The following is a 24,423-nucleotide window of genomic DNA, read 5'->3' as shown; positions in this document are numbered from 1 at the left end:
CAGTATCCCGCAGTCTAATAATCGGGACGAATTATTTCCAGTAAATTTCTTGCTACTGCCTCCACCACTGGTACAGGAACAGCGTTTCCGAATTGTTTTTTAGCGATAGCTGACTGTGGATGATAGATAAAATTATCGGGGAATCCTTGTAATTTACGCGCATCTTGGGGAGTAATTTCTCGAAACTTTTTGGGTTTATAGATTTTCTTTAAAAACAATTGTTTGTATTCTTGGGGATGAGTAGCGGTAATTGAAATAGTAGCAATATAATCTTTAGCACCCGTAGCGGTTAGGGTAGGAATAATATCGGCCGTCGGTAAAATAATCCGATAAATGCCGTTAATTCCCGTCATATTTTTCGAGTTAATAAATTCATACTTACCTGCGGTCGTTTGCCAACAAATACCGAGAGAAACTAACTGATTTAGTTCCTCGATTTTTAGGTCGGGTATAATTTCCAAAAAAGTAGAAAAAGCCACGGGATGACCATCTTTTTCGCCATACTTTTTACTGCGTCTTAATTTCAGCAAAGCTAAACAGATACTTTTTTGTCGTTCCGTAGTTTTGATAATATCCCAAGAATGAATAGTTGTGTGACCATTTCTTAAATCAGAAAAAATAAAGAAGTCATTTAATTCATCTTCTTTTTGAAAACGAGTTCTCGATGGGGGAACAAAACCATTAAATAAAGTATCCGCAGATAACTTGACTTTCTTAACTGGTTGAATATTCTTGATGTCTTCTAAAATATCCAAAACCTTCGGATGGATACCCAAAGGTAAAGGAAATTTAAACCGCTCATAGTTGTCTATATCTTTTCTAATTCCTACGATAAAAACTCTCTCGCGATTCTGGGGTAAACCAAAATCGTAGGCATTTAATAACTGCCAGTAAACTTGATAACCACAGCTGGTTAATTCATCGATAATTAATTGTAAATTCTCCCGATTGCGAGGACTAGCTAAACCACTGACATTCTCGAAAATAAAGCTTTTCGGTTGACTTTTCTGGACTAATTTAATCACATCAAACCAGAGTTTTCCCCGGGGATCTTCAAATCCCCGTAAACATCCCGCCACCGACCAAGGTTGACAGGGAACGCCGCCGACAATAAGATCAAGATTATCGGGTAAATTGCTGATTTTACTCACATCTCCGAAAGCAATTTCATCGCTGTTGAGATAGCTAATAAAATTTTGTTGATAAACTTGGATGGCCTGTTTATCGATTTCTGAATAGCCTAAACAACGTCCTCCCAATTTCTCCAAAGCGATTCTAAACCCACCGATTCCCGCGAATAAATCGATAAAACGATACTGGGGATGGGTAATAACTAGATGTAGGGGTAATTGGGTTTGTCTGCTGACTTTAACTGTAGTTTTCAAGGGTCAATAATTCCTTTTCACCGTCTGGGAAGATGCCTATCTGTACTAATTATTTTAGTATAACTTAAGTTTTTTTTCTAGAGACCTCCTGCAAATTTCCTGTCTCCTGACTTGAAAGAGGGTGTAGGGTGTGGGGTGTGGGGTGTGGGGAAGGACACCTCTTTCATCTCTGGTGGTGAAAATTTTTTCATCGAGACTGACTCCTCACCTAACGGAAGATTTTTGATTTTTGCAGGAGATCTATCGAGTCGAGGAATACTCGTAGTCTTCGATAATGCGGAGAAGTCGCATAGCTGAACTACAGGATTCTTCTAAAATTTCCTGTTTCTCCTGAGAATCATCGATTAAATCTTCAGATACCAGACGCAGAGAACCTAAAAGACTATTAAGACTGCTTCTCGCTTCGTAGGATAAATAAGCTTTTCTTTTTTGCTCATCTTCCCTATTCTTAGAGTCAGCCTCTTTGCTATCACTAAATTGCAGAGCGTGTAAACGGGCATAATGACCACCTTGAGCTAATAATTCCTCATGATTGCCGATTTCTGCCACTTTTCCCTTGTCCAGCACCACAATTTGATAGGCTTTTTGAACAGTGGAAAGACGGTGAGCGATCACAAGAGTAGTCCGCTCGCGACAGAGTTCATCGATCGCTTCCTGTACTAAACGCTCAGAAATTGTATCCAAAGCACTGGTGGCTTCATCGAGAATGAGAATATCTGGCTCTCGCAGTAAGGCACGAGCGATCGCTAATCTTTGTTTTTGTCCTCCCGAAAGTCTCACTCCCCGATCGCCAATTTCCGTATCCAGTCCTTCCGGCAGTTTGGAGATAAACTCGTAGGCATTCGCCCTTTTTGCCACTTCTAAAATTTCTGTATCACTAACATCGCTTAATCCGTAGGCAATATTAAAACGGAGAGAATTATTAAAGAGAAAAGTGTCTTGACTGACTATTCCCATCGCTTTTCTCAAGGATTTGAGATCATAATGGCGTAAATCGTGACCGTCAAAAAGAATTCTCCCGGCTGTAGGATCATAAAAGCGTGGTAATAAATCAGCAATTGTCGATTTTCCCGCCCCCGAAGCACCAACAAGAGCGATCATTTTTCCTTTTGGAATCCACAGATCGATGCCCTTGAGAACTAATTCTTGATGACTGGGATAGGAAAATTGAACGTTATCAAAATGAATACCTGTCTCTAATCTTTGATAGGGAATAGAGCCATTAGTCATAAACGGTTTATTCTCTCGAATGAGAAAATCCGCTACCACCTCCACTGCGGAAACATCAACCAATAGACTACTCCTAACACCGTTAATTTGACTAACCATCGGCAAGGCCCGGAAAAGCACATAGAGATAGGTCAATAAAATTGTCGCTAAAGCTTGCAGTTGTTCATTAAAAAGATAACGACCAGCAATGATAATTAAAGCAATAATAATTACCCCACCGATCTCATTGAGCGGTCCGATTACAGCATTATTAGTCTGGGCATCTAAACCCGCTTTCTCCCTAGCTTCGATATCTTCCACAATAGATTTTAATTCGTATCTTTCATTTCCTACTGCTTTAATTAGGCGAATTCCCGTTAACAGTTCCAACAGTTTATTACTTTGCTGTTTAGCCGTTACGGTGATAATCTCTCCAAACTTTTTTGATCTCTTGACAAAGTATTGATTAAGCAGAGCTAAAAAGCCACCCAAAACACTAGAAATAATAGTTAATTGCCAAGAAATTGATAATAAAATAGCCAAGTACATGAAAGCTGTGGCGACAATCTTAACCAAGCCAATGTAATTTCTAATTGATCCCACGGCCCGATTAATCTCCGACATGAAACGATTAAAAATATCTCCTATTTTACTTTTTACATAATAATCTATATCCACTTCTAGCAGCAGAATAACTGAATCAATTCGCATATCTCTTGCCATAATCAAAGACAAGTAAGTACCTAGCAAATTACTGACAAAATTGGTAATGTGCTTGAGAATTAAAATCAATAATATTGCCGCAAACATCCAGAAAAAACGAGTATCAACCGAGAAAACCTCGAAAACGGAGAGCAGCTTTTTGATAATGTGGGGGGCATTTTTTAAGATATCATTTTCGGGATTAATAAAATAAATTAGTAAGGGGATAACTAAAATAGCTCCTACCCCATTAAATATGGTACTGACAAACCCGATAATAATGCTGGAAACCACTAATATCCAGTGTTTCAGCGTATATTTAAGCAGAATTTGATTAGGATTCATCGCAAGTAATAAAGTAAACAGTGAACGGTCAATTATCCTACTCGCTAGACTCTAATATTTTGCTTCCAGAGAAGTAATTAGGCGAGAGAGAGTTGTCGCCATGGCGGTGGTACTATAGGAGGCGATACAGCGCTCTCTCGCTTTTATTCCTCGTGCATTAGCCGAGTCGAGATGATTAAAAACTTCGCTAATCATAGCAGCTAGTTGTTCTGGCGATCGAGGTTCGACTAAATAGCCAATATCAGCTAAAATTTCGGGAATATCTGCCACTTTAGTGGAAATAATCTGTTTAGCCATCGCCATACCATCGGTGAGTTTAATCGGAAATTGGGCGTTAGCCGTAGCTTCATCCCTCTGGGGAACGATAATAGCATGGGCAGCGGCAATAACTTTCGGCATTTGATCGATCGGTTGAGCAGGTAAATGAATTAACCAAGGTTGACCTTTTTCTAGCAAACTATCCAGATAACCATCCCCGATTTGGCGACCTCCCACCACCACCAATTTAAAATCAGGATCACCAATTTGATCTAAAGCGATTAAGACATCTTCTAAACCTTTGTTGGGTCTAGCTGTACCCTGGAACATTAAGACTTTATAGGCAGATAAACCGTATTTTTGACGACAAGCGACGGGATCGTAAAGATTGGGATCGAAAAGTTACGTATCCTTGCCATTCGGTAAATAAATCCCCCCATAACGCTTTTGCAAAAATTGATTATTAACCGTCACCGCATCGGCACGGTTAATTAAATTTTCCAACCAGCACAGATAAAGAGGGTGATTCGGATCCCTAAGCGCAGCATTTTTTTGAGTATATCCCTAGCTAATTGTCGGGGATAAGGACGATAGGACCATCGATCGCCATCAAACCAACTCATTTCCCAATCGTCAATATCGAGAATTAGGGGACGTGGGGAAAAAAACGTTTCAGTAAACCGATGCCGAAACTGGTGGGACGGGGTTTAACCCCATAGATAATCTCTCCGGAGAGGCGATCAAGTAAAGTTTTGATCTGGCCAAAAAACTGGGGATAATTATTGCCTTTGACCGATACCACCGCTATATTCCCCGGTGGGGTTGGATAGATTTCCCAGCCAAAAATCGGACCATAAACCGTCACCTGACAGTTTAGCTGTTGCAAGACTTGAGCAATCAAATAGACTCTTGTGCCACCACCACCGGATAAATCTGGTGCTAAAACAGAGATTTTTTTGTTCATGATCGCCGCTCAATCCAGATTATCTAGCACGATAGAAGAATGTTAATCAATGTTAACGATTTTGTCAATCTTAAACGGACTTAACATTAATATCCCCAGAGATAGACTAGACAAAGAAAACTAACATATACATAGCCGAGACGACTAACTGAGTAAACATCACTGGTAAACCGTAGCGCAGGAAGGTGTGAAAAGTAATTTTGCCCCCGTGTTGTTCGGCGATGCCGGCGGCGACAATATTAGAAGAAGCTCCCACTAAAGTACCATTACCCCCTAGGGTAGCTCCATACATCATCGCATAGAAAAGCGGTAAAACTTCTGGGGGAAAAGAACCGGCATAATCGGGGGAAAGAACCTCCGTCCCGACTAAATTAACATTAACAAGGTACTGTTTCAGCAGTGGAACCATGGCCACCACTAGGGGAATATTGGGAACGACACTGGAAACAAGTCCGACAAAAAACAGCAAGACTAGAGAACCTAAAAAGATATTTTTGCCTAAAATTATCGCCAGAAGTCCCGATACACTATTAACTACGCCAGTTTTTTCTAAACCGCCAATTAGCACAAAAATCGACATAAAAAATAATAGGGTACTCCAGTCCACATCTCGGAGAATATTATGCACCGTATCTATCTTCGATTGCTGGGCTAAAAGTAGGGCTAAAGCTGCCCCCATCAGAGCAACGGCAGCAGGAGCAAGGGGTACAGGAAAAGATTCGCCGACGACGAATAAAAATAAGACCAAAAAGACGATAATTCCCCCCAAAGCTAAGACGCGAGGATGATTAATCTTCGGATGGGGTAAGTCTTCTAAATGCTCGAATTTTGTCCGCCAGATTTTGGGGAATAACCAAGGTAACATAACCAGAATGGTAATCACTGCCAAGGCACCACCTAAACTTAAACGCTGTAGGTATTCCATGAAGGTGATATTAATAGAATCACCAACGATATAAGTAGCGGGATCACCAACAATAGTTAATAATCCAGAACTGTTGGCCACGAAAACCATCAGGATTAAGAGAGGCACAAAATCTACCCCTATATCTTGAGATAAGGGCGGAATTAAAGGTGCTAATAACATCACCGTGGTGGCGTTGGGTAATACCGCACAGATCGGGGTAGTAATGGCAACAATTCCTATTAATAATAATTTGCCCTGTCCCTTGGCTAAAAGCACCATTTGTGCTGCTAAATAATCAAAAATTTTCGTTGGTTCAAAGGCTCTTACTAACACCATCACCCCAAAAAATAGGGCAAGAGTGGCATAACTACGACTGATATAACCCACCGCTTCCTGGAGAGTCATGATATGGGTAAAAACTAAAATTAAAGCTCCCAGTAAAGCCGCTACGGTAATATGAAGCCACTCGAACATAATAACCACAATGACTGCAATAAAAGTCATCGCAGCAATCCACATTGGTAAAGATTCCAGCATTTTTGATCCTGTTTTTACTCTTGGTTTCTCGATACAACTAAAAGTTTGCTCGAAAAATGTACAGCAAACTCATAGAAAATATGGTTATCTACGGAAAATCTTAAAATTGTTGTGATCGGTAAGCTGACATGAGAATCCCCATAAACAATGTCTCCTTTGAGTTATGACTATCAAGTAGTACCAGCGACATAACTGAACCGATCAAGACATTACTAGGAATGTAGTGATGCTTCAGTCTTCCCCCCCACGCCGACGAAGTTAGCTGACGGGCTAGGATAGAGAGATATCCTTTTCTAGGCTAAAAAATCTAGAAATACGCCCCCAAATGTGGTTCCTCCGCTCCGAATTTGTCTAGCTAATATCTAGCATAGAAACTTGGATTAGGCTGACTTACTCTGTTTAGTGATCCACCATAGCATACTAACCCAAAAAAAACGATATAGCCCTATACCAGACCTATCCTGTCGGTTATCCCCCGGGTTGCTAGGATAGAACAATGATAAGCTAATAGCTAACGACTGACCGCCATAGCAGCCACATCAGCAATTTCTATGAATAGAAGACCTCGTTATACTCCTCCTCGATCGCGTGATCGTGATTATGACCGCTCCTATGGCGATGACTCCCGCGCTTCGTCCCCCGGAGGCCTATTGGCAAAATTGAACTATGCCATGATCGCCCTGATTGGTGGTATTTTTGTACTAGGAGTGGGTCTCGGTCTGGTATTCAGTTCTACCGCTAATTTTAGCCCCGAAAACGTCGCTTCCCGAGAAGTAATCGATCGCAGCGCCCCCAATGCGGAATTATGCGTGCAATTTGGGGCCAGCGCCATTGTCACCGATTTGCGGGTTTATGTCACCCTTAACCCCTTTAATGTTTTTGTTACCCAACCAGTCATGCAACCCGGTTGCGTTTTGCGACGCAATAACTGGTCAATTTTAGAACAACAAAAATTAGTCGATGGACAGCAGGTACAAAGTTGTAAAAACCGGATGAATACCTTTGGTTATACCGGTCCCTTGGAAGGCAAACCGAAAATCGATTGTATCTTCCAAAATGAAGCCGGTGGGAATCTTTTTGTTAATCCTGCTGGCGCTGTTGGTCCCAGACCAGATACAGATAAATTCTAAACTGGAAAAGATCGTTCTCCTGACTTAAAAGAGGGTGTAGGGTGTGGGGTGTGGGGTGTAGGGAAAGAAACCTCTTTCATCTGTGGGGGTGAAAATTTTTTCATCGGGACTGACTCCTAATTAACTAAGTAGGTGGAGGAATTAAATATAAGATGAACGTAGGTTGGGTTGAAGCATGAAACCCAACCTACGCATAGTTTACGCTACCGCTAACCCATCCTACAAATAATTGTGCCTCCCTACTTACGACAATTTTTGATTTTTACAAGAGGTCTAATGAGTTAGCCATTGGGCCGTAGTCACTACAAAAATTCCGCCAGCTTTTTTTAAAAAAGGCTGAATTTTATCGATCAGACGATTAAGTTGTTCGTCACTATTACAAACCGTCATAATGTAGTTACCACTGTAATCACAATCCAAGTCATCACGGGATAAACCTCGATCGCCTTTTCCCGAAGCATTGCCAAGGACGGTATAACCGGAAACTCCGACAACATCAAGAATGCTTAAGGTTTCTTCCAGAAGAGCATGACTAACAATTATGTCCACTTTTTTGACAGTTTGTAGGGAAGGATGAGGGGATTCAAGCATGGTAGTTAAGTAAAAAAGGTATAAGTGCAAGAGAAAAATTTTGACAGGAATTATTTAAAAACCGCCTGGCTTTTTAGACTCCACGGCCAATGATTTTGATCATCTCTAGGTACAGAGGAATACCGATGACGATATTGAAGGGAAAAGTTAAAGCCAAGGCCATAGAAACGTATAAACTAGGATTAGCTTCAGGAACAGTCATTCTCATGGCCGCAGGAACAGCAATATAAGAGGCACTGGCACACAAAACAGCGAATAATAAAGCATTGCCCTGTTCAAATCCGAGAACCTTAGCGATGAGAATGCCAACCATAGCATTGATGACGGGAATGAATACCGCAAAACCGATGAGAAAAGAACCAGTTTTGCCTAATTCCTGGATTCTTTTCGCCGCCACTAATCCCATATCAAGGAGAAAGAAAGTTAAAGCACCATAAAAAATCTCTTGAGTGAAAGGTTCTAATTTTTCCCAGCCTTTTTCCCCCGTGAGCATACCAACCACAACACTACCGACTAAGAGAAATACCGAACCATTTAAAAAGGCTTCATGTAGAACCTTTGACCAAGAAAACGCTTCTTCTTCGCCATTTTTCTCTTTAAAGACTCGCACCAGGATTAAACCCACTACAATCGCCGGTGATTCCATTAAAGCTAAGGCCGCCACCAGATGACCGCCATAGGAAATATGAAGTTTTTCTAAAAAAGAACTGGCAGTGATGAAAGTAACGGCACTAATGGAACCATAGGCTGCTGCGATCGCTGCTGCATTGGCACTATCGAGTTTAATTTTCAGGATAAAGAAAGTGTAAATGGGAACGATACAAGCCATAACCACGGAGGCAATCAAGGTTAAAGCGATTTGGTTATTGATGCCACTTTTCGCTAGTTCATAACCTCCCTTGAAACCAATCGCCATCAACAGATAGAGAGAAAAGAGTTTAGGCAGTGGTTGGGGAATCTCTAGGTCGGATTTAAAAAATACTGCCAGCATTCCTAAGAAAAAGAACAAAACCGGCGGATTGAGAATATTGAACAGGATTAAGCTGCCATCCATAGGTTTGCGTACATTGAGTTATTCCAATCTATACTATTCAATTTTGAGAATACTGGCAAAATGATAATTACTCGCAGCCAGAAATACGTTAGTCTCTATCATACTTTGTGCTTTTTGTCAAAAAAACTTTTTTTTTGCAATAAAACTACACAAAAAAAAGATCATCGTTGTGGGTGAAATTGACTGATTTACCCGTCTTAATTAGGATCACCTTCTAGGTGTGGCAAGGGTTTCAGCCATTGCTGCCCAAAAAAGCATAAGATAACCCATTATGAAATTCAGTAAAATCGCTGTAACCATGATAACATCGTTGTTAAATAAAAATCTTTCTCAATTAATTCTTAAGAATTTATAAATATTGCGAAATGTTAATTTAAATATTATCAAGTTTTTGCAGTCAATAAATAACTTTTGCTTATATTTGTCAGAAAATAGAACTCCTGCAAAAATCCCACATCTACTATTGGGTTAGGAGTCAGTATTTAGGAGACTCCGAGACTATTTTTATTTATTCTCCCTTCTCCCCACACCCCACTCCCCACTCCCCACTCCCCCACACCCCACACCCCACACCCCACACCCTACACCCTACACCCCACACCCCACACCCCACACCCCACACCCTACACCCTACACCCCACACCCTACACCCCACTCCCGTTCCCCGATCAATGCCAAAAATCCAGCTTAAAACCCCAAAATCGCCGCATCTTGCCGCCATGGTAGCACTTGATCGCCGCAGTCTCGGCGGTATTTGGACCCTATCTGGTTATGAACGGGAATTAAACAGCCCCAACAGTGAATTATTAATTCTTACCCTAGACGGGGAGGACGAAACCCTAATCGGATTGGCTTGTTCTTGGGCAATTCTCGAAGAAGCGCATATTACCCTCCTGGCAATTTATCCCGACTATCAAAGACAAGGATTAGGAAAACTGCTTCTCTACAAACTGCTTGAAAAGGCTGTACAAAGACAACTGGAAAGGGCTACGCTAGAGGTAAGGGTATCGAACCAGTCAGCAATCGCACTCTACGAGCATTTTGGCTTCCGCATCGCTGGAGAGCGGAAAAATTATTATTCGCAAACTGGCGAATCAGCCCTAATTTTCTGGCGCAACGATCTACAAACGGCCGCTTTTCAGGAACAATTAAACAAGTGGCGACAAGAAATCCTCTCCAGACTGGGGCAGGGAGAGTGGCAATTAGAGGAAGAAACCAGAGCCAAAATAGATACCATGGGGATGCAATGATTACCTACAAGCTTAAATCAGGTCGAGGTTAGGGAAAAATGAGGATTTTAGTCTTGGCGTGGGAATTTCCACCGCGATTAGTGGGCGGTATCGCCCGTCATGTTGCCGAACTCTATCCCGAAATCGTCAAACTCGGTCATGAAGTCCATTTAATCACGATCGAATTCGGTCAGGCCCCCAGTTATGAACTGGTGGAAGGTATTCACATCCACCGCGTCCCCGTACCCCCCGGCAATGACTTTTTCCATTGGGTGGTCAACATGAATAACAGCATGGGGCAACAAGGCGGCAAACTAATCGCCGAATACGGAAAATTTGACCTTGTTCATGCCCACGATTGGTTAGTAGGGGATGCAGCCATCGCCTTGAAACATCTCTTTAAAATACCCCTGATTGCCACGATTCACGCCACGGAATACGGACGTTATAACGGACTGCACACCGACACCCAACGCTATATCGCCGGCAAAGAGGGAACCCTCGTCTATAATGCTTGGCGCGTCATCGTCTGTACCGGCTATATGCGTCATGAAGTCCATCGGGCCTTGGGCGCACCCTGGGATAAAATCGATGTGGTTTATAACGGTATTCGGGCCGAGAAAAAGCAAAGAGACCCTAACTTTGATTACCAAGCTTTTCGTCGTCAATATGCCGAAGATTACGAAAAAATCGTCTATTACGTCGGGCGCATGACCTTTGAAAAGGGGGTTTCGGTGTTACTCAACGCTGCCCCAAAAGTCCTCGCTCAGACTGGGGCTAAAACTAAATTTGTTATTATCGGTGGCGGCAATACCGACAAACTTAAACAACAGGCCTGGCATCTCGGTATCTGGCATCATTGTTATTTTACGGGCTTTATGTCCGATGAAAACCTCGATCGCTTCCAAACCGTGGCCGATTGTGCCGTTTTTCCCAGTCTTTACGAACCTTTTGGCATTGTCGCCCTGGAAAGTTTCGCCGCTAGGGTTCCCGTGGTAGTTTCCGATACCTGCGGTTTTCCCGAAGTTGTCCGTCATGGTCAAACGGGAATTGTCACCCGGGTCAATAATCCCGATTCCCTCGCTTGGGGCATTTTGGAGGTTTTAAATCATCCTGAATACGCCCACGAATTAGCTAATAACGCCTACGAAGACCTAGAAAAACGCTTTCATTGGGCGAATTTAGCCCGTCAAACCGAGACAGTATATGGTTTGGTTGTCCAAGAACGACAACTGGTGGAATGGCGTTAATCAGGGAGCGGTTTTTTAGCCGTCAGCCGTCAGTATTAGGGGTCAGTTTATGTCTTAAAATAACAAAGGCACAACTTAACTTCTCCAAATATGACTATGAAAGCAGCTGAAATTATGACCACGGAGGTGGCCAAGATTAAAGGTTCTGAAACCGTTGCCAAAGCGGTGCAATTGATGAGAGAAAAGAACATTAGAACTCTCATTGTTGATCGCCGTCACGATGAAGATGCTTACGGAATTATCACCGAAACCGATATTGTCTATAAAGTCGTCGCTTTCGGTCAAGATCCGCAAAAAGTGCGCGTCTATGAAGTGATGAGCAAACCCTGCATCGTGATTAATCCCGACCTCGGGGTTGAATATGTAGCCCGCTTATTTGCTAATACCGGTATTCGTTTCGCACCGGTAATTAAAGGCGGTTTGCTCGGTGTTATCTCTGTTAGTGACATCCTCCATAAAGGTAACGCCGTCGAGAAGCCCCGCAGTCTTGATTTAGAAGCGGAGATTATCAAAGCTAGAGATATTGCCCGGGCAGTCTGTGCTGAAAAAGGAGGAAATTCTCCCGATTGTGCTGCAGCTTGGGATATTGTTGAGGAATTACAGGCAGAATTGGCACACCAACGCGCTAAAAAACCGGAAAAAACCTATTTTGAGGAATACTGTCAAGAAAATCCCGATGCTTTTGAAGCGCGTATTTATGACACCTAATCCCCATGGGTTTTCGGTATTCTCCGATACCTCAAACTTTTTAATCCGGCAAAAGTAGTGTATAAAGGTTTTATTTGCTAATAATCGAGGAAAAATTATGGCTGATCTATTTGTCATCGCCTATGAGGACGAATTTAAAGCAGAAGAAGTTCGTTTAACTTTGGCTAAACTGCAACAGGAACATCTGATCGAGTTAGAAGATGCTGCCGTAGTGGTTAAAAACAAAGATGGCCAGATTAAACTCAAGCAAGCGGTCAATTTAACGGCAGCAGGAGCCGCTAGTGGCAGTTTCTGGGGATTATTAATCGGAATGCTCTTTTTATCCCCTTTATTAGGGGCCGTCCTCGGTGCTGCTGGTGGTGCTTTGGGAGGTGCTTTAAGTGATATCGGTGTGGATGACAATTTTATGCGCGAATTGGGAGAAACCCTGCAGCCCAGTACCTCTGCTCTCTTTGTTCTCGTCCAAAAAGTTACCCCCGATAAGGTCCTCGATGAAGTGGCCCCCTACGGAGGTAAAGTGTTACGCACTTCTTTGACCAAAACCGACGAAGCTGAATTACAGAAAGTTCTCGACCAAAGAGGTGTTCAACCCGAAACCGTTTAGGATATGGGTCCATAAAAGCTAGAAAAAGGGAATATATTTCCCTTTTTGCTTTTTGAACAAGAATGGGTTTAGCATGACAACCACAGCAGCTATAAAATAAGAAACAATCAATAATTATTAATGAACTTTAAGCTTCGATCGAGAATAAAAGTGCTTCAGTGTCGTAGTATTTATTCGTTAATCCCATTGATTGCATTCCTAATCTTTCGGTGACACGAATTGAGCGATAATTATCGGGATTAACCACTGCGTAGATAATCGGCAATTGTAAGGTGATTAAGCCGTATTCTAGAATAACTTTAGCCGCTTCGGTTATATATCCTTGTCCCCAATAATCGCGCCGTAAATGCCAACCAATTTCGCTATCTGGGGTAGGATAACCGTAGTTATCGGGTAAATTCTGTAAAATTATCGAACCGATAATCTGATTATTTTTTTGATCGATCATTGCCCACTAATCGCTGCCATTACCCTGATTACGAATAGTTGCTAATCTTTCGGAAAAATGGGCATTTAAACTCTCAATATCCGTGGCTAACTGACGAATTCTCGGTAAAAAATCAGTGACTTCGGAATTTTGATAGATTCTGAAAAAAAGACTCTTTGTCTGCGGGTAGTTGCCAAGAACGGAGAATTAGGCGATTACTGTTCATTGTTTTAGTGAGCAAATTATAGCAATTCTCTGGCTGAGATTAGGGATTATTGTTGATAAAAAAACTTCTAAATCCCACTGCTAGTAGGGAACCACTTAAGACAGTTATCAATGTCCAAATTTGATTCTTTTGGGTTCCTTCGACTTTCTCTAAGCGTTTATTCATGTCATCAAATTTACTATCAAGAGTTTTAATATCACCTTTAACTTCCGTCAGTTCAATCTTTAAATCAGTAGTATCTTTTTGAAGATTTTTGACATCAGCTTTTATTTCCGCTTGTCCATTCTCGATCACCTTCAATCGATTGTCCACCTCAATCAGTCGAGTTTCCGTGGTAGTGAGTCGAGTTTCCACGGTAGTGAGTCGATTGTCCACGGTAGTGAGTCGATTGTCCACCTCAATGAGTCGAGTTTCTATGGTAGTGAGTCGAGTTTCCATGGTGGTGAGTCGATTGTCCACGGTAGTGAGTCGATTGTCCACGGTAGTGAGTCGAGTTTCCATGGTAGTGAGTCGATTGTCCATGGTAGTGAGTCGATTATCGATTTCGTTGAATCGATGTTCGATTATCTTCTGTCCATTGAGGATTAAATCTTCTAGTCTTTTTAAATCATTATCGGTAGTAGTGGTGGTGGTCATTGATTAAACTCCTATAATTTCAATTTGCTCTTATCTTTATCATTATACCAAATCCGTTTTTAATCCTGTGATTAACTCCCAAGTTATGGATTGTTTTTCCCCACTTCCCACTTCCCCTATACCTTTTAAACAGGATTTATTATTAGCTATAAGTAGTCGGACATAAATTCTGTTGTCTATCTTAAGAAATGTAAATTGCCGCAATTCTTACTGAATCCTGACTCCTGAATCCTGACTCCTTACCCCACAGTTAACTTTACTTTTGTCCAACTACTTAGCTTTGCTGCTTGAGCAAATATATTCAGCGAGGATCACTCCCGTTAGAGTGAGATAAGATTAGCTCTTATTTCTCACCCTAACTACTAGGAAAAACTGCCAATTAAATTAGGCACCTTGGCGCAATTTGTCCAAAACCGATCGATCTTCTAGAGTAGAAGTATCACCAGAAATCTCTTGACCTGATGCTAAAGTTCGCAAGAGACGACGCATAATTTTACCCGATCGCGTTTTTGGCAGTACATCGGTAAAACGGATTTCTCCCGGTCGAGCAATAATGCCAATTTCCTTGACAACGTGATCCTTTAATGCTTGCGCTAACTCCGGACTCGCTTCATAATGCCCCTCGAGAGTCACAAAAGCATAGACTTCTTCCCCTTTAATTTCATCCGGTCGTCCAACTACAGCCGCCTCCGCTACCGCGGGATGAGATACTAAAGCTGATTCGATCTCCATTGTCCCTAAACGGTGGCCAGAAACGCTAATCACGTCATCAACGCGCCCCATTACCCAGAAATAACCGTCCTCGTCCTGACGACTACCATCTCCAGCAAAATAGAGATATTGGCCATCTTTGGGGGCGATCTGTTCCCAGTAGGTATTGCGGAAGCGATCGGGATTTTTATAGACTGTTCGTAGCATACCGGGCCAGGGATATTTGACCACCAGATAACCCCCCTCATTCGCGTGGGTGGGATTGCCCTCTAAGTCCACCACTGCGGCGATAATACCGGGAAAAGGTAGGGTTGCTGACCCCGGTTTGGTGGCAATTGCCCCGGGTAAGGGAGTAATCATAATCCCCCCGGTTTCCGTTTGCCACCAAGTATCGACAATCGGACATTTTTCTTTACCGATAACCCGGTGATACCACATCCACGCTTCTGGGTTAATCGGTTCTCCCACAGTTCCCAGTAAGCGCAAAGAGGATAAATCCCGGCTATTGGGGATGTCTTCACCCATTTTGATAAAAGCGCGGATAGCAGTGGGGGCAGTATAAAAGATATTAACGCGATATTTCTCGATTACATCCCAAAAACAGCCTAAATTAGAGGGACGGGGAACCCCTTCATACATTACCGTGGTGGCACCATTGGAAAGCGGTCCGTAAACGATATAACTATGGCCGGTAATCCAACCCACATCGGCAGTACACCAGTAAACATCGGTGTCTTTCAGGTCAAAAATCCATTTGCTGGTGACATGGGTGTAGAGATTATAACCGCCGGTGGTGTGGACGACTCCTTTCGGTTTGCCGGTGGAACCACTGGTGTAGAGGATAAATAACATATCTTCGCTATCCATGGGTTCGGCCGGACAATTAGCAGATACCTGTTTTTGTAGATCATGCCACCAGTAATCGCGATCGGCAACCATATTGATGGGTTCCTTGCTGCGCTGGACAACGAGAACTTTTTCCACACTGGGGGCGCTATTATCGGCTAGGGCCAGATCCACCTGTTCCTTGAGAGCAACGACTTTATCCTTGCGGAAACCACCATCGGCAGTGATTACCACCTTAGCGGCCGCATCATTAAGACGATCGCGCAAAGCATCGGCACTAAATCCCCCAAAAACTACACTGTGGGGCGCACCAATTCTGGCACAGGCTAACATGGCGATGGCCGCTTCGGGAATCATCGGCAGATAAATTCCGACCACATCGCCTTTTTTTACGCCTAATTCCTTTAAAGCGTTGGCAAATTGACATACTTCTCGGTGTAGCTGTTCGTAGGTAATGGTGCGGCTGTCTCCCGGTTCTCCTTCCCAGATGATGGCGGCTTTATTGCGTCTCCAAGTGGTGAGATGTCTGTCAATACAGTTGTAACAAATATTAATCTTGCCGTTGACGAACCATTTAGCAAAGGGGGGCTGCCAGTCAAGAACCTCTGACCATTTTTCAAACCAATGTAGTTCTTTTTCGGCTAATTGGGCCCAAAAAGCCTGGGGATCAGCCTTGGCTTTGGCGTAGAGTTGCTGGTATTCTTCAAGGCTTTTAATGGTGGCATTCTGAGCAAATTCGGCACTGGGAGGAAACAGCCGATTTTCCTGTAGGATCGATTCGATCGCTATTTCTGTCATACTGGCAAACGAAATAAATTATCTTGCGATCCAGATTACCTTTTTCGGTTCCCCCCGTAACCTTGGCAAGCAATTCTTTAAGGCTATTTTAGGATTGCCCGATCCCTGACCAGCGATCGCAATTTGTCCCCAAGTGTTACAGAGTTTAAAGTTATGTCACCGATCGAGCGATGAACAGATCGCTGTAAGGTAAACTAACCGATAAACCCGAAATTTAACATGGAGAACACTCGGTAAGGAGTCATAATTCAATGTCTCATAGCGTTAAAATTTACGATACCTGTATCGGTTGCACCCAATGCGTTCGGGCTTGTCCCCTCGACGTGCTGGAAATGGTCCCCTGGGATGGCTGTAAAGCTGCCCAGATTGCCTCCTCTCCCCGCACGGAAGACTGTATTGGTTGTAAGCGTTGCGAAACCGCTTGTCCGACGGATTTCTTAAGCATTCGGGTTTATCTCGGAGCAGAAACCACCCGCAGCATGGGTCTAGCCTACTAGGCCCGCCAATCATTCTGTGTTTAACATTTAGCGAAAACTAATCTTGTTAAGAGGACTAACCAGTCCTCTTTTTTCGTTATACTCCCGTCGCTAGTGAAGATTTTAGTTAGGGCTGGCTGAATTACTGAACTTCCCCCATACATATATACTACAATAGCCGAAAACCCTTATCCATCAATGGATACGCCCCTTAACTTTTCTTGATGTACCCATGTAATTTGTAACATTTCTTAATGGATAAGAATTCTCTCTATTTGCTAGAATGATAGCCATGTATATAGAAAAAGTTCCTAATACCATTTCTCTAAATGAAAACTACACATCGAATTTAAGTCACCCTTTTTAAGGGGGATTTAGGGGGATTAAACTTCTGTAGTCAGACTTTGGAGAATTGGTATAAAGTTACTGCTTGTAAAAAATTCTTCAAAATAGACTTTATCCTGATGAGTTAACCGATAGTAACCTAAAACTTCCAGATAAGATAAAGCAGATACATAAGGAGAATTTTCTGCAATAAACTCCCTGAGAAACTCATTTTCCAATTGAGCGGCATAGATGATAATATTGCTATCTAATAACATGATTTAATCCCGATCAGGAAGAGAGCGATCGCACCGATTTTGTTGTTGCCACTGTTGGGTATCAACAGCAGTAAAAGTATTATTGTTAGCAATTTTTTTCAAAGCATTGGCCATTTTTTGACCGTTAGATCGATTTTCACCAATGATATTTTCTTCTAATAATGTAATATAAACATTAACAGGATATTCGGAGTTGATTTCAGGGGTTTCATTAAGCCATTGAAGGGTATTATTTTTCAAAATTGCTTTAAAGGTTTTTAGCATAGTTTTCTCCACCCTTAAATGATACAGGATAAATGATTCAGACTAGCCCTAACCCAATTTTAACACAAGACCAACCCAACAAACTGCCTTACCTCAATCTTTTAAATTAACGTCTTTGGATCATTTCATAATCAAAAGTTCATTACCAGAGTGAAAAAATTAGGCAAAATGGTGATAGTCACTTTACCTGTTTTTAAGGCAGGCTAATTTATCGACGATGACTGGGTGAAAATTAATCATTAAATCAATTTATAACAAGCAATCGAGGGTTTTACTCTTGTGTTAATGTACCTTAAAAAAGTAGCTATCACTTTATTTTAGCTCTTGGAAATAAAATTAAGATAAAGCGTACTAGAATAGATAATTTCTTCGTTTGAAAAAACGCATTCAATCATCTATTTTAATAAATGTTCTATTTCTTCATCTGTAAAACCAAATTGTCTAAAAATTCGTAAAACATAAGCAGGGGACATTTCTTTTGCACCTATATCAATAGGAACGATTCGACGTTGATTATACAATACTCTACAATATAAACGAGGATCACCTTTTCCTTCTCGATAAAATTGACAGCCTCCTTTTTCAAGAATTTTGATTAGTGCTTTGGGTTTAAGAGAAGGAATATTTTTAGGCATAAACTTTTCTGAGTTCGTAAGTTTCGGGAGTTTCAGAATCTCCCACAGTTAAAAATTCATGAAGTTCGTCTATAGGAATAGGACTGGTATATATATTGGCTTGATCATGATAAATCTCCCAAAAAGATTCAATCGCTTCTTTTAGTTTCTCAATAGCTTTTTCCTGAGTTTCTCCTTGTCTAACTAATCCATTTTCAAGACATAATGAGACCCAATAATCTGCACTTTTTCTCAGAATAACGGTATAAAAGTTCATGGTGATTGTTCCGTTGAAATTTTAATCGGAGATTAGAATTTACTCTAGCTTAATTTTAACACAAGACCAACCCAACAAACTCCCCTGACCTCAATCTTTTAAATTAACGTCTTTGGATCATTTCATCAATAAACAATAAATAAAGTGCATTATACTTTGTTAATGCACCCGATCAGAAAAGCGATCGCTTAGGATAATATATGATTATGTAATTACTAAAACAGACTCGGTAGAATTATCGCTAAATCTCTTAATAGCTTGTTTATGTTTTAAAATAAGACTGATTAGATGATGAGTGGTACAATTTCCAATCCTCAACCAGATGAACTTTGGAGGTTGGCCATACAACAAACTCCGTTGATAAAAATCAGAATCTTTCGAGACAATTATCAATCCATTGATACGCGCATATTCCCAAATCCTTTGATCGGGAAACCCTTTTAGGCTACAATCTCTAACATGAGCGCTATCGGGAAAATGTGATACCAGTAACAGAGGTAGTTTAGGTGATAAATTTTCGTCAAATAGCAGTTTCATAGGGAATAACCATTAAACGACGATCCCGCTCGGCGGCAAATGCAAAACAGGCTTGTATATCTTCTAAGGTAAGATCGGGGAAATCATCTAATATTTCTTCAATAGTCATCCCTCCTCCTAGATAATCAAAAATATCTGCTACTGCAATACGAGTATTGACAATGCAAGGTTTGCCACTGCGAATGTCTGGGTTAATCACAATCCGATCTCGATATTTAGCTGCAAAAGACATAGTAATAACTGTTGTTGGCTAATGATTATTATAGCTTAATGTTAACTGTACTTTAAGCTTGATAAATCTTAAAACTAAAGCCCTCGACTTTTAGGTTTCAAAAATTCTATTATCAATAAGCTGCATTACACTACCTTAATCCACTCTAAAAGAGCGGCGATCGCACTTTTGATGTTAAACTAAGATCAGAAAACTTTTTCTATCATTTATGAAAAAACTTAGAGTTTATATCGATACATCAGTGATTGGATGCTGTTTAGATGATGAATTTTCCTTAGAGTCCAATCAATTGATGGAAGCCATTAAGCAAGAAAAGTTTATTTTGTTAATGAGTGATATCATTGTTAGCGAATTAATTAATGCCTCCCAATCGGTTAAAGATATTTTATTATCGATTCCGCAGAGAGTTATTGAAGTAGTTAAGATAACAGCTGAAGTTTTACAGTTAAGGGATGCTTATATCAATGAAGGAGTTGTTACATCAAAGTCTATTAATGATGCTACTCATGTAGCGGATGCAATCATATCATGGAATTTTAAACATATTGTGCGCCTAGATAAAATGAAAGGCTATAATCAAATTAATTTACTCAATGGCTATGGGATTTTGACTATTATTTCTCCTTTAGAGGTAACAATTGATGAAGCCAACGACAATTAAAAAAAGTTTTGACTGTTTAGCTTTTAAACAAACCAGTCAAGAAAAAATGGCTGAAGACATGAAAAATCTCAGTTATTCAGATCAGATTGAATATCTTCAAAAAAAGATTAATGAAAGTGATTTAAAGTTATGGTGGGAATCTATCAATAACAAGAAATAAGGCGCATTATACTTTGTTAATGCACCCGACAAAATAAGCGTGCTGCTACGCAGTGCCTTCAGTATCACACTCAGTCTCCAAAAATGCTCTCAAATATCTCACGCTTGACTCTAAAGTTAATTTCTCTAAGTCTTTGATAAAAAATCTCCAAATTTTCAATTTCTATCTTTCCTTCTTTGAGAAGTTTACGAATAATCGCTAAAGTTCCTTTAACATTTAAGCCTAAGCGTAGTGCTTCTTTTCTTGCTGCAAAGTCATCAAGGATGATATAATCAGTTTGTAATTCTATTCCTAAAGTAATGGCATCAGATTCACCTTTCCCTAAACGTTCATTTAAACTATTTGCTAGAGAGATTAATTTAATATTTAGGATAATTAATTTCTGTTGATTGATCAGCTTATTAAGAGTCTCTGAAGATTGATCTTGTTTGGCATTAATTTCTTGTTGTACGGTTGCAGGCAAATAAAAATTATCATTAGAATCTAGGTATCTTTCTAAAAATCCTAACTGAGACAAAAAGATTAAAGGGGAAGAATTGAAAACAATTTTCATAGAGATTACCATTTTTTTTCTCTATCTATGTCTTCTGTAGTAAGATAAGAAAAATCGATTCTCATTAATTCTAAAATTTTCAAGAACATTTCTGTATCCATTTCCATGATTTCTGCGGCTTTATGAAGACTGATGATGCGAGAAACTAAAGCACCCACTACAAAAATAAATTGTTCTTTTTGTTCAATATTATCAAATAATTGAATTTCGGCGGCGATTTCTTGAAAAGTGGTCGAAGTATTCATTGTCTTGCTAAGTTTCATCAATTAAGACATATCTAACTTAATTTTAACGCAAAATCAACCCAACAAACTGCCCTTATCTCAATCTTTTAAATTATAGACAACAAATAAGGTGCATTAACAAAGTATAATGCACCCGATCAGAAAAGCGATCGCATCTTAGAAATTAATCATAATCTGATACCCATTGCCACAATGAAGAAAGTCCTGAAAATACCAATGGAAAATCGTCCCACGCACTTTGTGCTCTTGTTCTTGAAAAAACCGAAACAATGATTGTAAAAAACAATCGAATCAATATTTCAAGGGGAAAAAGAATGACTAAAAAGATTGTTAATATCACAGCGATAATAAATCTCACTAGCGTAATAATTAAATTAACCATGCTTACTAAATTTTACAGTATTTTATAAATTATATTTGGTGTCCGTACTATTTTATACATCGAATTTTAATGACTTGTGAGATAAGAATGATTAAGACCAGATCAGGATATGTAAGGGAGCATCTGACATTTGCAGAAATACCGACAATCAGCCATTATCAGTGACTCTTAAATGATTGCAAATGTATCAGCAGCTGACTGTAAGCATCCCACCGAAAAGCTAATGCACGGGGGGTTTGGAGGGTAGAACCCCCCAAAAAATTGGATTGAGTGATAAAATCGGAAGTAATGCCCGACTTTAGCAGAGAGTTTCCCCGTAAAAACCCCAACTTGGTAGATTTACAAAAATGAGATGCACCCAAGTAAAAATATGTATACGGTTGACCAGACTGTAACAGTCTACTACTCCCTAAAGTTTAAAAGTTATTTGCACATATTTGTCACGAGTCTCAGTGTATGTACCAACTTTATAACCAAATAGCTCAATGTTATGAACTCTTGTCTCTGTACCAGCAGGAACTTCAAAAGTTATTTCCTTGACACCCTGATCCTTGTATGAACGTAGGGTGGATGAGATTTGTCCTAATGTATCTATTTTCACAATACCTGACATTTGAATCTACCCTCCCGAATACTTGATACCAACTTGACTTAAAATCTGAACCACTTTACTCGCATCATAACTGGGTACTTCTATCTGATCCCCTGAAATTGAGGCATTTGAACCCAATGAACCGACGATTTTTGCCTTAGCTTCTGATTTTTTAGAATCGAGCGCATATTTGTCTAAAACGAACTTCGTCATAAAATACCTACGTTAAACTGAGACATAAGCAATAATACTTAGAACTAGCGTCGCTGAGTTAGATGTGGTTAGTTTTAGGTCTGTTTTGCTTAACTACATTCCATCATGCCAAACGCTTCCAAAAAGTGACAACCCCTAAACATCGGATTTTATCGGGAGTTTTGTCGGGTAAATTTTTCTGAAAATTGGAAAAAGTGGGATTTAGTTGGGCTATAATACCCAAAAGTCTTTTGCTGTGTCGATTGTATGAATATCACGGAAGTCTTACAACTGATTGACGAACGCCTTATCGAGCGAGATAAAAAGCCGCTAAATACTATCCAGAAGGCTATTTTTGAAGGGAGTTGGCAAGGACAGAGTTATCAAGAAATAGGTAACGAATATCACCGCAGTGAGACTCATATTAGAGAGGAAGGTGCTAAATTATGGAAGCTTTTATCGGATGCTTTTGGGGAAGAAATAAGAAAATCTAATTTTCGTTCTACTATAGAAAGAATGAAGATTAAATCATCTCCAAATTCTTTGAATGTTGTAAATAGTAACAATAACCATTTTTGCCATACACAAACCTTCACTTTACCCAATGACAATGATAAAAATAGATATATAAACTCTCAATCTGAATCAAAATATCATGATCTAACCCTTGCTCCCCAAATTATTGACTTTTATGATCGAGAAAATGAACTGGCAACAGTCTCGAACTGGGTATTTAAGCAAAATACTCGCTTAATTGCTGTTTTGGGATTATGGGGAATAGGAAAAACCACCCTAGTTAAACGATTTATTGATCTCAATTTAGAACAATTTGAAGTGGTGATTTGGAAAAGTTTAAAATTTCCTAAGTCTTTAGATTTATGGCTAAATGATTTATTGAATACTTGCCAAAAAGAACCGAAGGAAAGCACCGATAATAAAATCCAGCAATTGTTAGAAGTTCTAAGCAATCATAAATGTTTAATCGTCTTAGATGATTTTCAAAATCTTTTTGCTGTTGGTCAAATGGCGGGTAATTATCAACCTGAATATAGTAGTTATCAACATTTTTTAAAACTGATTGCAGAAATCCAACACCAGAGCCATTTTATTCTCATTAGTCAAGAAAAATCGGCGGAAATGAACTATCTTAATCAAGAAAATTCTCCTATTCAATGCTTAGAATTATCAGGATTTGAAGCGATTGATTTTCTTAAGAATAAAGGTTTACAAGATGGGGAAAGATGGTTAGAATTAATTCAATTATACGAAGGTAATCCTTTTTATTTAACTGATATTGCCGTTTTGATTAAAGATGTTTTTGATGGCAAGGTTAACGATTTCTTGGCAGAAAATAGCTTAGTTATTACTAAAAAAATGCAGTCTCATTTAAAACAAATTTTTGGTCGCTGTTCTCCCCTTGCTCAACAAATCGCCTTAGAATTAAGTAAAGTTGATCAACCTTTATCTAGAGAGGAGTTAAAAAATAACCTAGATTTATCTGCTAGTGATTTAATCAATGGTTTACAATCCTTGCAACAACGTTATTTAATTCAAAGGGAGCAAAACCGATTTCAATTATCATCTATTTTTAAAGCGTATATCAAAAGCGATTGATTGTAATATTTTTTAGAGGAGATCGAGTCCGAAAAAGAACCCTTCCAACCTCTTAAACTGATTAGTAACAATTAGAGGCAATCAGCGATATTGATAGCGATCTGTGAGATTATTCTTGAGATAATAAATGGCTGGTTATAATTAAATTAAAAATGGATTTTAGGTTTGATCCCCCCTGCCCCCCTTGATAAGGGGGGTGCCGGTAGGCGTAGGGCTGTTTCATTTAAATTAATTACAGCTGATTTTGAGTCAATAAATTTGACCGAAGATTCTCAAGTTTATCTTTTTCTAATCAAAAGAGTTATTCACAATAACTAATCTTTAATCTTCTGCCAATATTTATTATGAATAAATTGATAAAGCCTATTCCCAAGCCACTAAAAGCCTATCTCTCTTGAAATTGTCTGAGAGTACATCCTGTTAATTTAGCTAATTTTTCTGCTTCTTACGTCGATAAAACTATCAGTTTTTCCCAACGTTCAGCTAACCACCTCTGTCCCTCTGT

Annotated in this window: 27 protein-coding genes, 1 pseudogene and 1 riboswitch; of the genes and pseudogenes, 9 read left to right on the top strand and 19 right to left on the bottom strand. The window is 40.0% G+C overall.

Annotated features, from left to right (window positions below):
* Positions 1 to 14 precede the first annotated feature (14 nt).
* From dcm to H6G40_RS04175, 4 genes and pseudogenes are all read right to left on the bottom strand, one after another.
* Entirely contained in the window at positions 15 to 1,385 is a 1,371-nt protein-coding gene (gene dcm / locus H6G40_RS04190) for a DNA cytosine methyltransferase (protein ID WP_190537314.1), read from the bottom strand.
* Between the two features lie 240 nt (positions 1,386 to 1,625).
* Positions 1,626 to 3,641 (bottom strand): ABC transporter ATP-binding protein, encoded by a 2,016-nt coding sequence (locus H6G40_RS04185; RefSeq protein WP_069474410.1) that lies wholly within the window; start codon positions 3,639 to 3,641, stop codon positions 1,626 to 1,628.
* A gap of 51 nt (positions 3,642 to 3,692) precedes the next feature.
* Positions 3,693 to 4,863 (bottom strand): annotated as a pseudogene (locus H6G40_RS23860) (glycosyltransferase family 4 protein).
* A gap of 106 nt (positions 4,864 to 4,969) precedes the next feature.
* Positions 4,970 to 6,307, bottom strand: coding sequence for an ArsB/NhaD family transporter (locus H6G40_RS04175; RefSeq protein WP_069474412.1), 1,338 nt, complete (start codon positions 6,305 to 6,307; stop codon positions 4,970 to 4,972).
* A 232-nt stretch (positions 6,308 to 6,539) separates the two neighbouring features.
* Positions 6,540 to 6,670: riboswitch (cyclic di-AMP (ydaO/yuaA leader) on the bottom strand.
* A gap of 188 nt (positions 6,671 to 6,858) precedes the next feature.
* Here H6G40_RS04175 and H6G40_RS04170 point away from each other — a divergent pair.
* Positions 6,859 to 7,437, top strand: coding sequence for a DUF3172 domain-containing protein (locus tag H6G40_RS04170; RefSeq protein WP_002733879.1), 579 nt, complete (start codon positions 6,859 to 6,861; stop codon positions 7,435 to 7,437).
* 273 nt (positions 7,438 to 7,710) lie between these two features.
* On the opposite strand, the gene H6G40_RS04165 is transcribed toward H6G40_RS04170, so the two are convergent.
* Together H6G40_RS04165 and H6G40_RS04160 are read right to left on the bottom strand one after the other, a co-directional pair.
* Positions 7,711 to 8,028 (bottom strand): P-II family nitrogen regulator, encoded by a 318-nt coding sequence (locus H6G40_RS04165; protein WP_069474413.1) that lies wholly within the window; start codon positions 8,026 to 8,028, stop codon positions 7,711 to 7,713.
* Positions 8,029 to 8,101: 73 nt separating this feature from the next.
* Positions 8,102 to 9,082: a sodium-dependent bicarbonate transport family permease gene (locus H6G40_RS04160; protein WP_069474414.1), complete on the bottom strand. Its 981-nt coding sequence runs from the start codon at positions 9,080 to 9,082 to the stop codon at positions 8,102 to 8,104.
* 671 nt (positions 9,083 to 9,753) lie between these two features.
* On the opposite strand from H6G40_RS04160, the gene rimI reads away from it, so the two are divergent.
* The 4 genes from rimI to H6G40_RS04140 all read left to right on the top strand — a co-directional run bounded on the left by rimI (position 9,754) and on the right by H6G40_RS04140 (position 12,873).
* A complete protein-coding gene (rimI, locus tag H6G40_RS04155) occupies positions 9,754 to 10,332 on the top strand; it encodes a ribosomal protein S18-alanine N-acetyltransferase (protein ID WP_069474415.1) in 579 nt (192 codons plus the stop codon).
* A 38-nt stretch (positions 10,333 to 10,370) separates the two neighbouring features.
* Entirely contained in the window at positions 10,371 to 11,561 is a 1,191-nt protein-coding gene (locus H6G40_RS04150; RefSeq protein WP_190537312.1) for a glycosyltransferase family 4 protein, read from the top strand.
* A 90-nt stretch (positions 11,562 to 11,651) separates the two neighbouring features.
* On the top strand, positions 11,652 to 12,269 hold the full coding sequence (locus H6G40_RS04145; protein ID WP_002756663.1) for a CP12 domain-containing protein: 618 nt from the start codon (positions 11,652 to 11,654) through the stop codon (positions 12,267 to 12,269).
* 97 nt (positions 12,270 to 12,366) lie between these two features.
* Entirely contained in the window at positions 12,367 to 12,873 is a 507-nt protein-coding gene (locus tag H6G40_RS04140) for a DUF1269 domain-containing protein (protein WP_069474416.1), read from the top strand.
* Positions 12,874 to 13,000: 127 nt separating this feature from the next.
* Here H6G40_RS04140 and H6G40_RS04135 read toward each other — a convergent pair whose 3' ends face one another.
* The 3 genes from H6G40_RS04135 to acs form a co-directional block, all read right to left on the bottom strand.
* Entirely contained in the window at positions 13,001 to 13,321 is a 321-nt protein-coding gene (locus tag H6G40_RS04135; RefSeq protein ID WP_002733385.1) for a GNAT family N-acetyltransferase, read from the bottom strand.
* 244 nt (positions 13,322 to 13,565) lie between these two features.
* Entirely contained in the window at positions 13,566 to 14,162 is a 597-nt protein-coding gene (locus H6G40_RS04130) for a hypothetical protein (RefSeq protein ID WP_042790432.1), read from the bottom strand.
* 384 nt (positions 14,163 to 14,546) lie between these two features.
* Entirely contained in the window at positions 14,547 to 16,517 is a 1,971-nt protein-coding gene (gene acs, locus H6G40_RS04125; RefSeq protein WP_002777445.1) for an acetate--CoA ligase, read from the bottom strand.
* A 251-nt stretch (positions 16,518 to 16,768) separates the two neighbouring features.
* Between acs and psaC the strand changes: the two genes are divergently transcribed.
* Positions 16,769 to 17,014 carry a photosystem I iron-sulfur center protein PsaC gene (gene psaC / locus H6G40_RS04120; RefSeq protein ID WP_002734319.1) on the top strand — a complete coding sequence of 82 codons (246 nt, stop codon included), beginning with the start codon at positions 16,769 to 16,771 and terminating at the stop codon, positions 17,012 to 17,014.
* 362 nt (positions 17,015 to 17,376) lie between these two features.
* Here psaC and H6G40_RS04115 read toward each other — a convergent pair whose 3' ends face one another.
* From H6G40_RS04115 to H6G40_RS04090, 6 genes are all read right to left on the bottom strand, one after another.
* Positions 17,377 to 17,595, bottom strand: coding sequence for a PIN domain-containing protein (locus H6G40_RS04115; RefSeq protein WP_002736190.1), 219 nt, complete (start codon positions 17,593 to 17,595; stop codon positions 17,377 to 17,379).
* 3 nt (positions 17,596 to 17,598) lie between these two features.
* Positions 17,599 to 17,859, bottom strand: a complete 261-nt coding sequence (locus H6G40_RS04110) for a hypothetical protein (protein ID WP_002738208.1) — start codon at positions 17,857 to 17,859, stop codon at positions 17,599 to 17,601.
* Positions 17,860 to 18,254: 395 nt separating this feature from the next.
* Positions 18,255 to 18,494, bottom strand: coding sequence for a type II toxin-antitoxin system HicA family toxin (locus H6G40_RS04105; protein WP_002735907.1), 240 nt, complete (start codon positions 18,492 to 18,494; stop codon positions 18,255 to 18,257).
* On the bottom strand, positions 18,487 to 18,750 hold the full coding sequence (locus H6G40_RS04100; protein ID WP_069474740.1) for a type II toxin-antitoxin system HicB family antitoxin: 264 nt from the start codon (positions 18,748 to 18,750) through the stop codon (positions 18,487 to 18,489). Before H6G40_RS04100 ends, H6G40_RS04105 begins: the two co-directional genes overlap by 8 nt.
* A gap of 204 nt (positions 18,751 to 18,954) precedes the next feature.
* Positions 18,955 to 19,287 carry a DUF5615 family PIN-like protein gene (locus H6G40_RS04095; RefSeq protein WP_069474741.1) on the bottom strand — a complete coding sequence of 111 codons (333 nt, stop codon included), beginning with the start codon at positions 19,285 to 19,287 and terminating at the stop codon, positions 18,955 to 18,957.
* On the bottom strand, positions 19,271 to 19,519 hold the full coding sequence (locus H6G40_RS04090; protein WP_002735373.1) for a DUF433 domain-containing protein: 249 nt from the start codon (positions 19,517 to 19,519) through the stop codon (positions 19,271 to 19,273). Before H6G40_RS04090 ends, H6G40_RS04095 begins: the two co-directional genes overlap by 17 nt.
* 208 nt (positions 19,520 to 19,727) lie before the next feature.
* On the opposite strand from H6G40_RS04090, the gene H6G40_RS04085 reads away from it, so the two are divergent.
* The gene (locus H6G40_RS04085) at positions 19,728 to 20,180 is read left to right on the top strand and encodes a PIN domain-containing protein (protein WP_190537310.1); all 453 of its coding nucleotides are present in this window, start codon (positions 19,728 to 19,730) and stop codon (positions 20,178 to 20,180) included.
* Complete coding sequence (locus tag H6G40_RS04080; RefSeq protein ID WP_002747316.1) at positions 20,161 to 20,340, top strand: hypothetical protein; 180 nt, start codon at positions 20,161 to 20,163, stop codon at positions 20,338 to 20,340. The genes H6G40_RS04085 and H6G40_RS04080 overlap by 20 nt, the downstream gene beginning before the upstream one ends.
* 70 nt (positions 20,341 to 20,410) lie before the next feature.
* On the opposite strand, the gene H6G40_RS04075 is transcribed toward H6G40_RS04080, so the two are convergent.
* From H6G40_RS04075 to H6G40_RS04060, 4 genes are all read right to left on the bottom strand, one after another.
* Positions 20,411 to 20,893 (bottom strand): PIN domain-containing protein, encoded by a 483-nt coding sequence (locus H6G40_RS04075; RefSeq protein ID WP_242028706.1) that lies wholly within the window; start codon positions 20,891 to 20,893, stop codon positions 20,411 to 20,413.
* A 5-nt stretch (positions 20,894 to 20,898) separates the two neighbouring features.
* Positions 20,899 to 21,138 (bottom strand): hypothetical protein, encoded by a 240-nt coding sequence (locus tag H6G40_RS04070; RefSeq protein WP_147073572.1) that lies wholly within the window; start codon positions 21,136 to 21,138, stop codon positions 20,899 to 20,901.
* A gap of 791 nt (positions 21,139 to 21,929) precedes the next feature.
* On the bottom strand, positions 21,930 to 22,133 hold the full coding sequence (locus H6G40_RS04065; protein ID WP_036402427.1) for a hypothetical protein: 204 nt from the start codon (positions 22,131 to 22,133) through the stop codon (positions 21,930 to 21,932).
* 6 nt (positions 22,134 to 22,139) lie between these two features.
* Positions 22,140 to 22,325, bottom strand: a complete 186-nt coding sequence (locus H6G40_RS04060) for a hypothetical protein (protein WP_002754073.1) — start codon at positions 22,323 to 22,325, stop codon at positions 22,140 to 22,142.
* A 246-nt stretch (positions 22,326 to 22,571) separates the two neighbouring features.
* On the opposite strand from H6G40_RS04060, the gene H6G40_RS04055 reads away from it, so the two are divergent.
* Complete coding sequence (locus H6G40_RS04055; RefSeq protein ID WP_190537305.1) at positions 22,572 to 23,918, top strand: helix-turn-helix domain-containing protein; 1,347 nt, start codon at positions 22,572 to 22,574, stop codon at positions 23,916 to 23,918.
* The last annotated feature ends 505 nt before the right edge of the window (positions 23,919 to 24,423 follow it).

This window comes from Microcystis viridis FACHB-1342, from assembly GCF_014698335.1.
GTDB lineage: Bacteria > Cyanobacteriota > Cyanobacteriia > Cyanobacteriales > Microcystaceae > Microcystis > Microcystis ichthyoblabe_A.
The sequence above is the reverse complement of the archived record's forward strand: the minus strand, read 5'-3'. Positions and strand labels throughout refer to the sequence as shown.

Excerpts from the sequence above, each read along its gene's own strand:
- H6G40_RS04105 (WP_002735907.1), bottom strand. The coding sequence starts at position 18,494 with ATGCCTAAAAATATTCCTTCTCTTAAACCCAAAGCACTAATCAAAATT.
- H6G40_RS04070 (WP_147073572.1), bottom strand. The coding sequence starts at position 21,138 with ATGAATACTTCGACCACTTTTCAAGAAATCGCCGCCGAAATTCAATTA.
- H6G40_RS04055 (WP_190537305.1), top strand. The coding sequence starts at position 22,572 with ATGAATATCACGGAAGTCTTACAACTGATTGACGAACGCCTTATCGAG.
- H6G40_RS04100 (WP_069474740.1), bottom strand. The coding sequence starts at position 18,750 with ATGAACTTTTATACCGTTATTCTGAGAAAAAGTGCAGATTATTGGGTC.
- H6G40_RS04175 (WP_069474412.1), bottom strand. The coding sequence starts at position 6,307 with ATGCTGGAATCTTTACCAATGTGGATTGCTGCGATGACTTTTATTGCA.
- H6G40_RS04185 (WP_069474410.1), bottom strand. The coding sequence starts at position 3,641 with ATGAATCCTAATCAAATTCTGCTTAAATATACGCTGAAACACTGGATA.
- H6G40_RS04085 (WP_190537310.1), top strand. The coding sequence starts at position 19,728 with ATGAAAAAACTTAGAGTTTATATCGATACATCAGTGATTGGATGCTGT.
- H6G40_RS04065 (WP_036402427.1), bottom strand. The coding sequence starts at position 22,133 with ATGTCAGGTATTGTGAAAATAGATACATTAGGACAAATCTCATCCACC.
- H6G40_RS04060 (WP_002754073.1), bottom strand. The coding sequence starts at position 22,325 with ATGACGAAGTTCGTTTTAGACAAATATGCGCTCGATTCTAAAAAATCA.
- H6G40_RS04150 (WP_190537312.1), top strand. The coding sequence starts at position 10,371 with ATGAGGATTTTAGTCTTGGCGTGGGAATTTCCACCGCGATTAGTGGGC.
- H6G40_RS04115 (WP_002736190.1), bottom strand. The coding sequence starts at position 17,595 with ATGTTATTAGATAGCAATATTATCATCTATGCCGCTCAATTGGAAAAT.
- H6G40_RS04170 (WP_002733879.1), top strand. The coding sequence starts at position 6,859 with ATGAATAGAAGACCTCGTTATACTCCTCCTCGATCGCGTGATCGTGAT.
- H6G40_RS04090 (WP_002735373.1), bottom strand. The coding sequence starts at position 19,519 with ATGTCTTTTGCAGCTAAATATCGAGATCGGATTGTGATTAACCCAGAC.
- H6G40_RS04075 (WP_242028706.1), bottom strand. The coding sequence starts at position 20,893 with ATGAAAATTGTTTTCAATTCTTCCCCTTTAATCTTTTTGTCTCAGTTA.
- H6G40_RS04130 (WP_042790432.1), bottom strand. The coding sequence starts at position 14,162 with ATGACCACCACCACTACTACCGATAATGATTTAAAAAGACTAGAAGAT.
- H6G40_RS04095 (WP_069474741.1), bottom strand. The coding sequence starts at position 19,287 with ATGAAACTGCTATTTGACGAAAATTTATCACCTAAACTACCTCTGTTA.
- H6G40_RS04080 (WP_002747316.1), top strand. The coding sequence starts at position 20,161 with ATGAAGCCAACGACAATTAAAAAAAGTTTTGACTGTTTAGCTTTTAAA.
- psaC (WP_002734319.1), top strand. The coding sequence starts at position 16,769 with ATGTCTCATAGCGTTAAAATTTACGATACCTGTATCGGTTGCACCCAA.
- H6G40_RS04165 (WP_069474413.1), bottom strand. The coding sequence starts at position 8,028 with ATGCTTGAATCCCCTCATCCTTCCCTACAAACTGTCAAAAAAGTGGAC.
- H6G40_RS04110 (WP_002738208.1), bottom strand. The coding sequence starts at position 17,859 with ATGCTAAAAACCTTTAAAGCAATTTTGAAAAATAATACCCTTCAATGG.
- H6G40_RS04140 (WP_069474416.1), top strand. The coding sequence starts at position 12,367 with ATGGCTGATCTATTTGTCATCGCCTATGAGGACGAATTTAAAGCAGAA.
- rimI (WP_069474415.1), top strand. The coding sequence starts at position 9,754 with ATGCCAAAAATCCAGCTTAAAACCCCAAAATCGCCGCATCTTGCCGCC.
- H6G40_RS04145 (WP_002756663.1), top strand. The coding sequence starts at position 11,652 with ATGACTATGAAAGCAGCTGAAATTATGACCACGGAGGTGGCCAAGATT.
- acs (WP_002777445.1), bottom strand. The coding sequence starts at position 16,517 with ATGACAGAAATAGCGATCGAATCGATCCTACAGGAAAATCGGCTGTTT.
- H6G40_RS04135 (WP_002733385.1), bottom strand. The coding sequence starts at position 13,321 with ATGATCGATCAAAAAAATAATCAGATTATCGGTTCGATAATTTTACAG.
- H6G40_RS04160 (WP_069474414.1), bottom strand. The coding sequence starts at position 9,082 with ATGGATGGCAGCTTAATCCTGTTCAATATTCTCAATCCGCCGGTTTTG.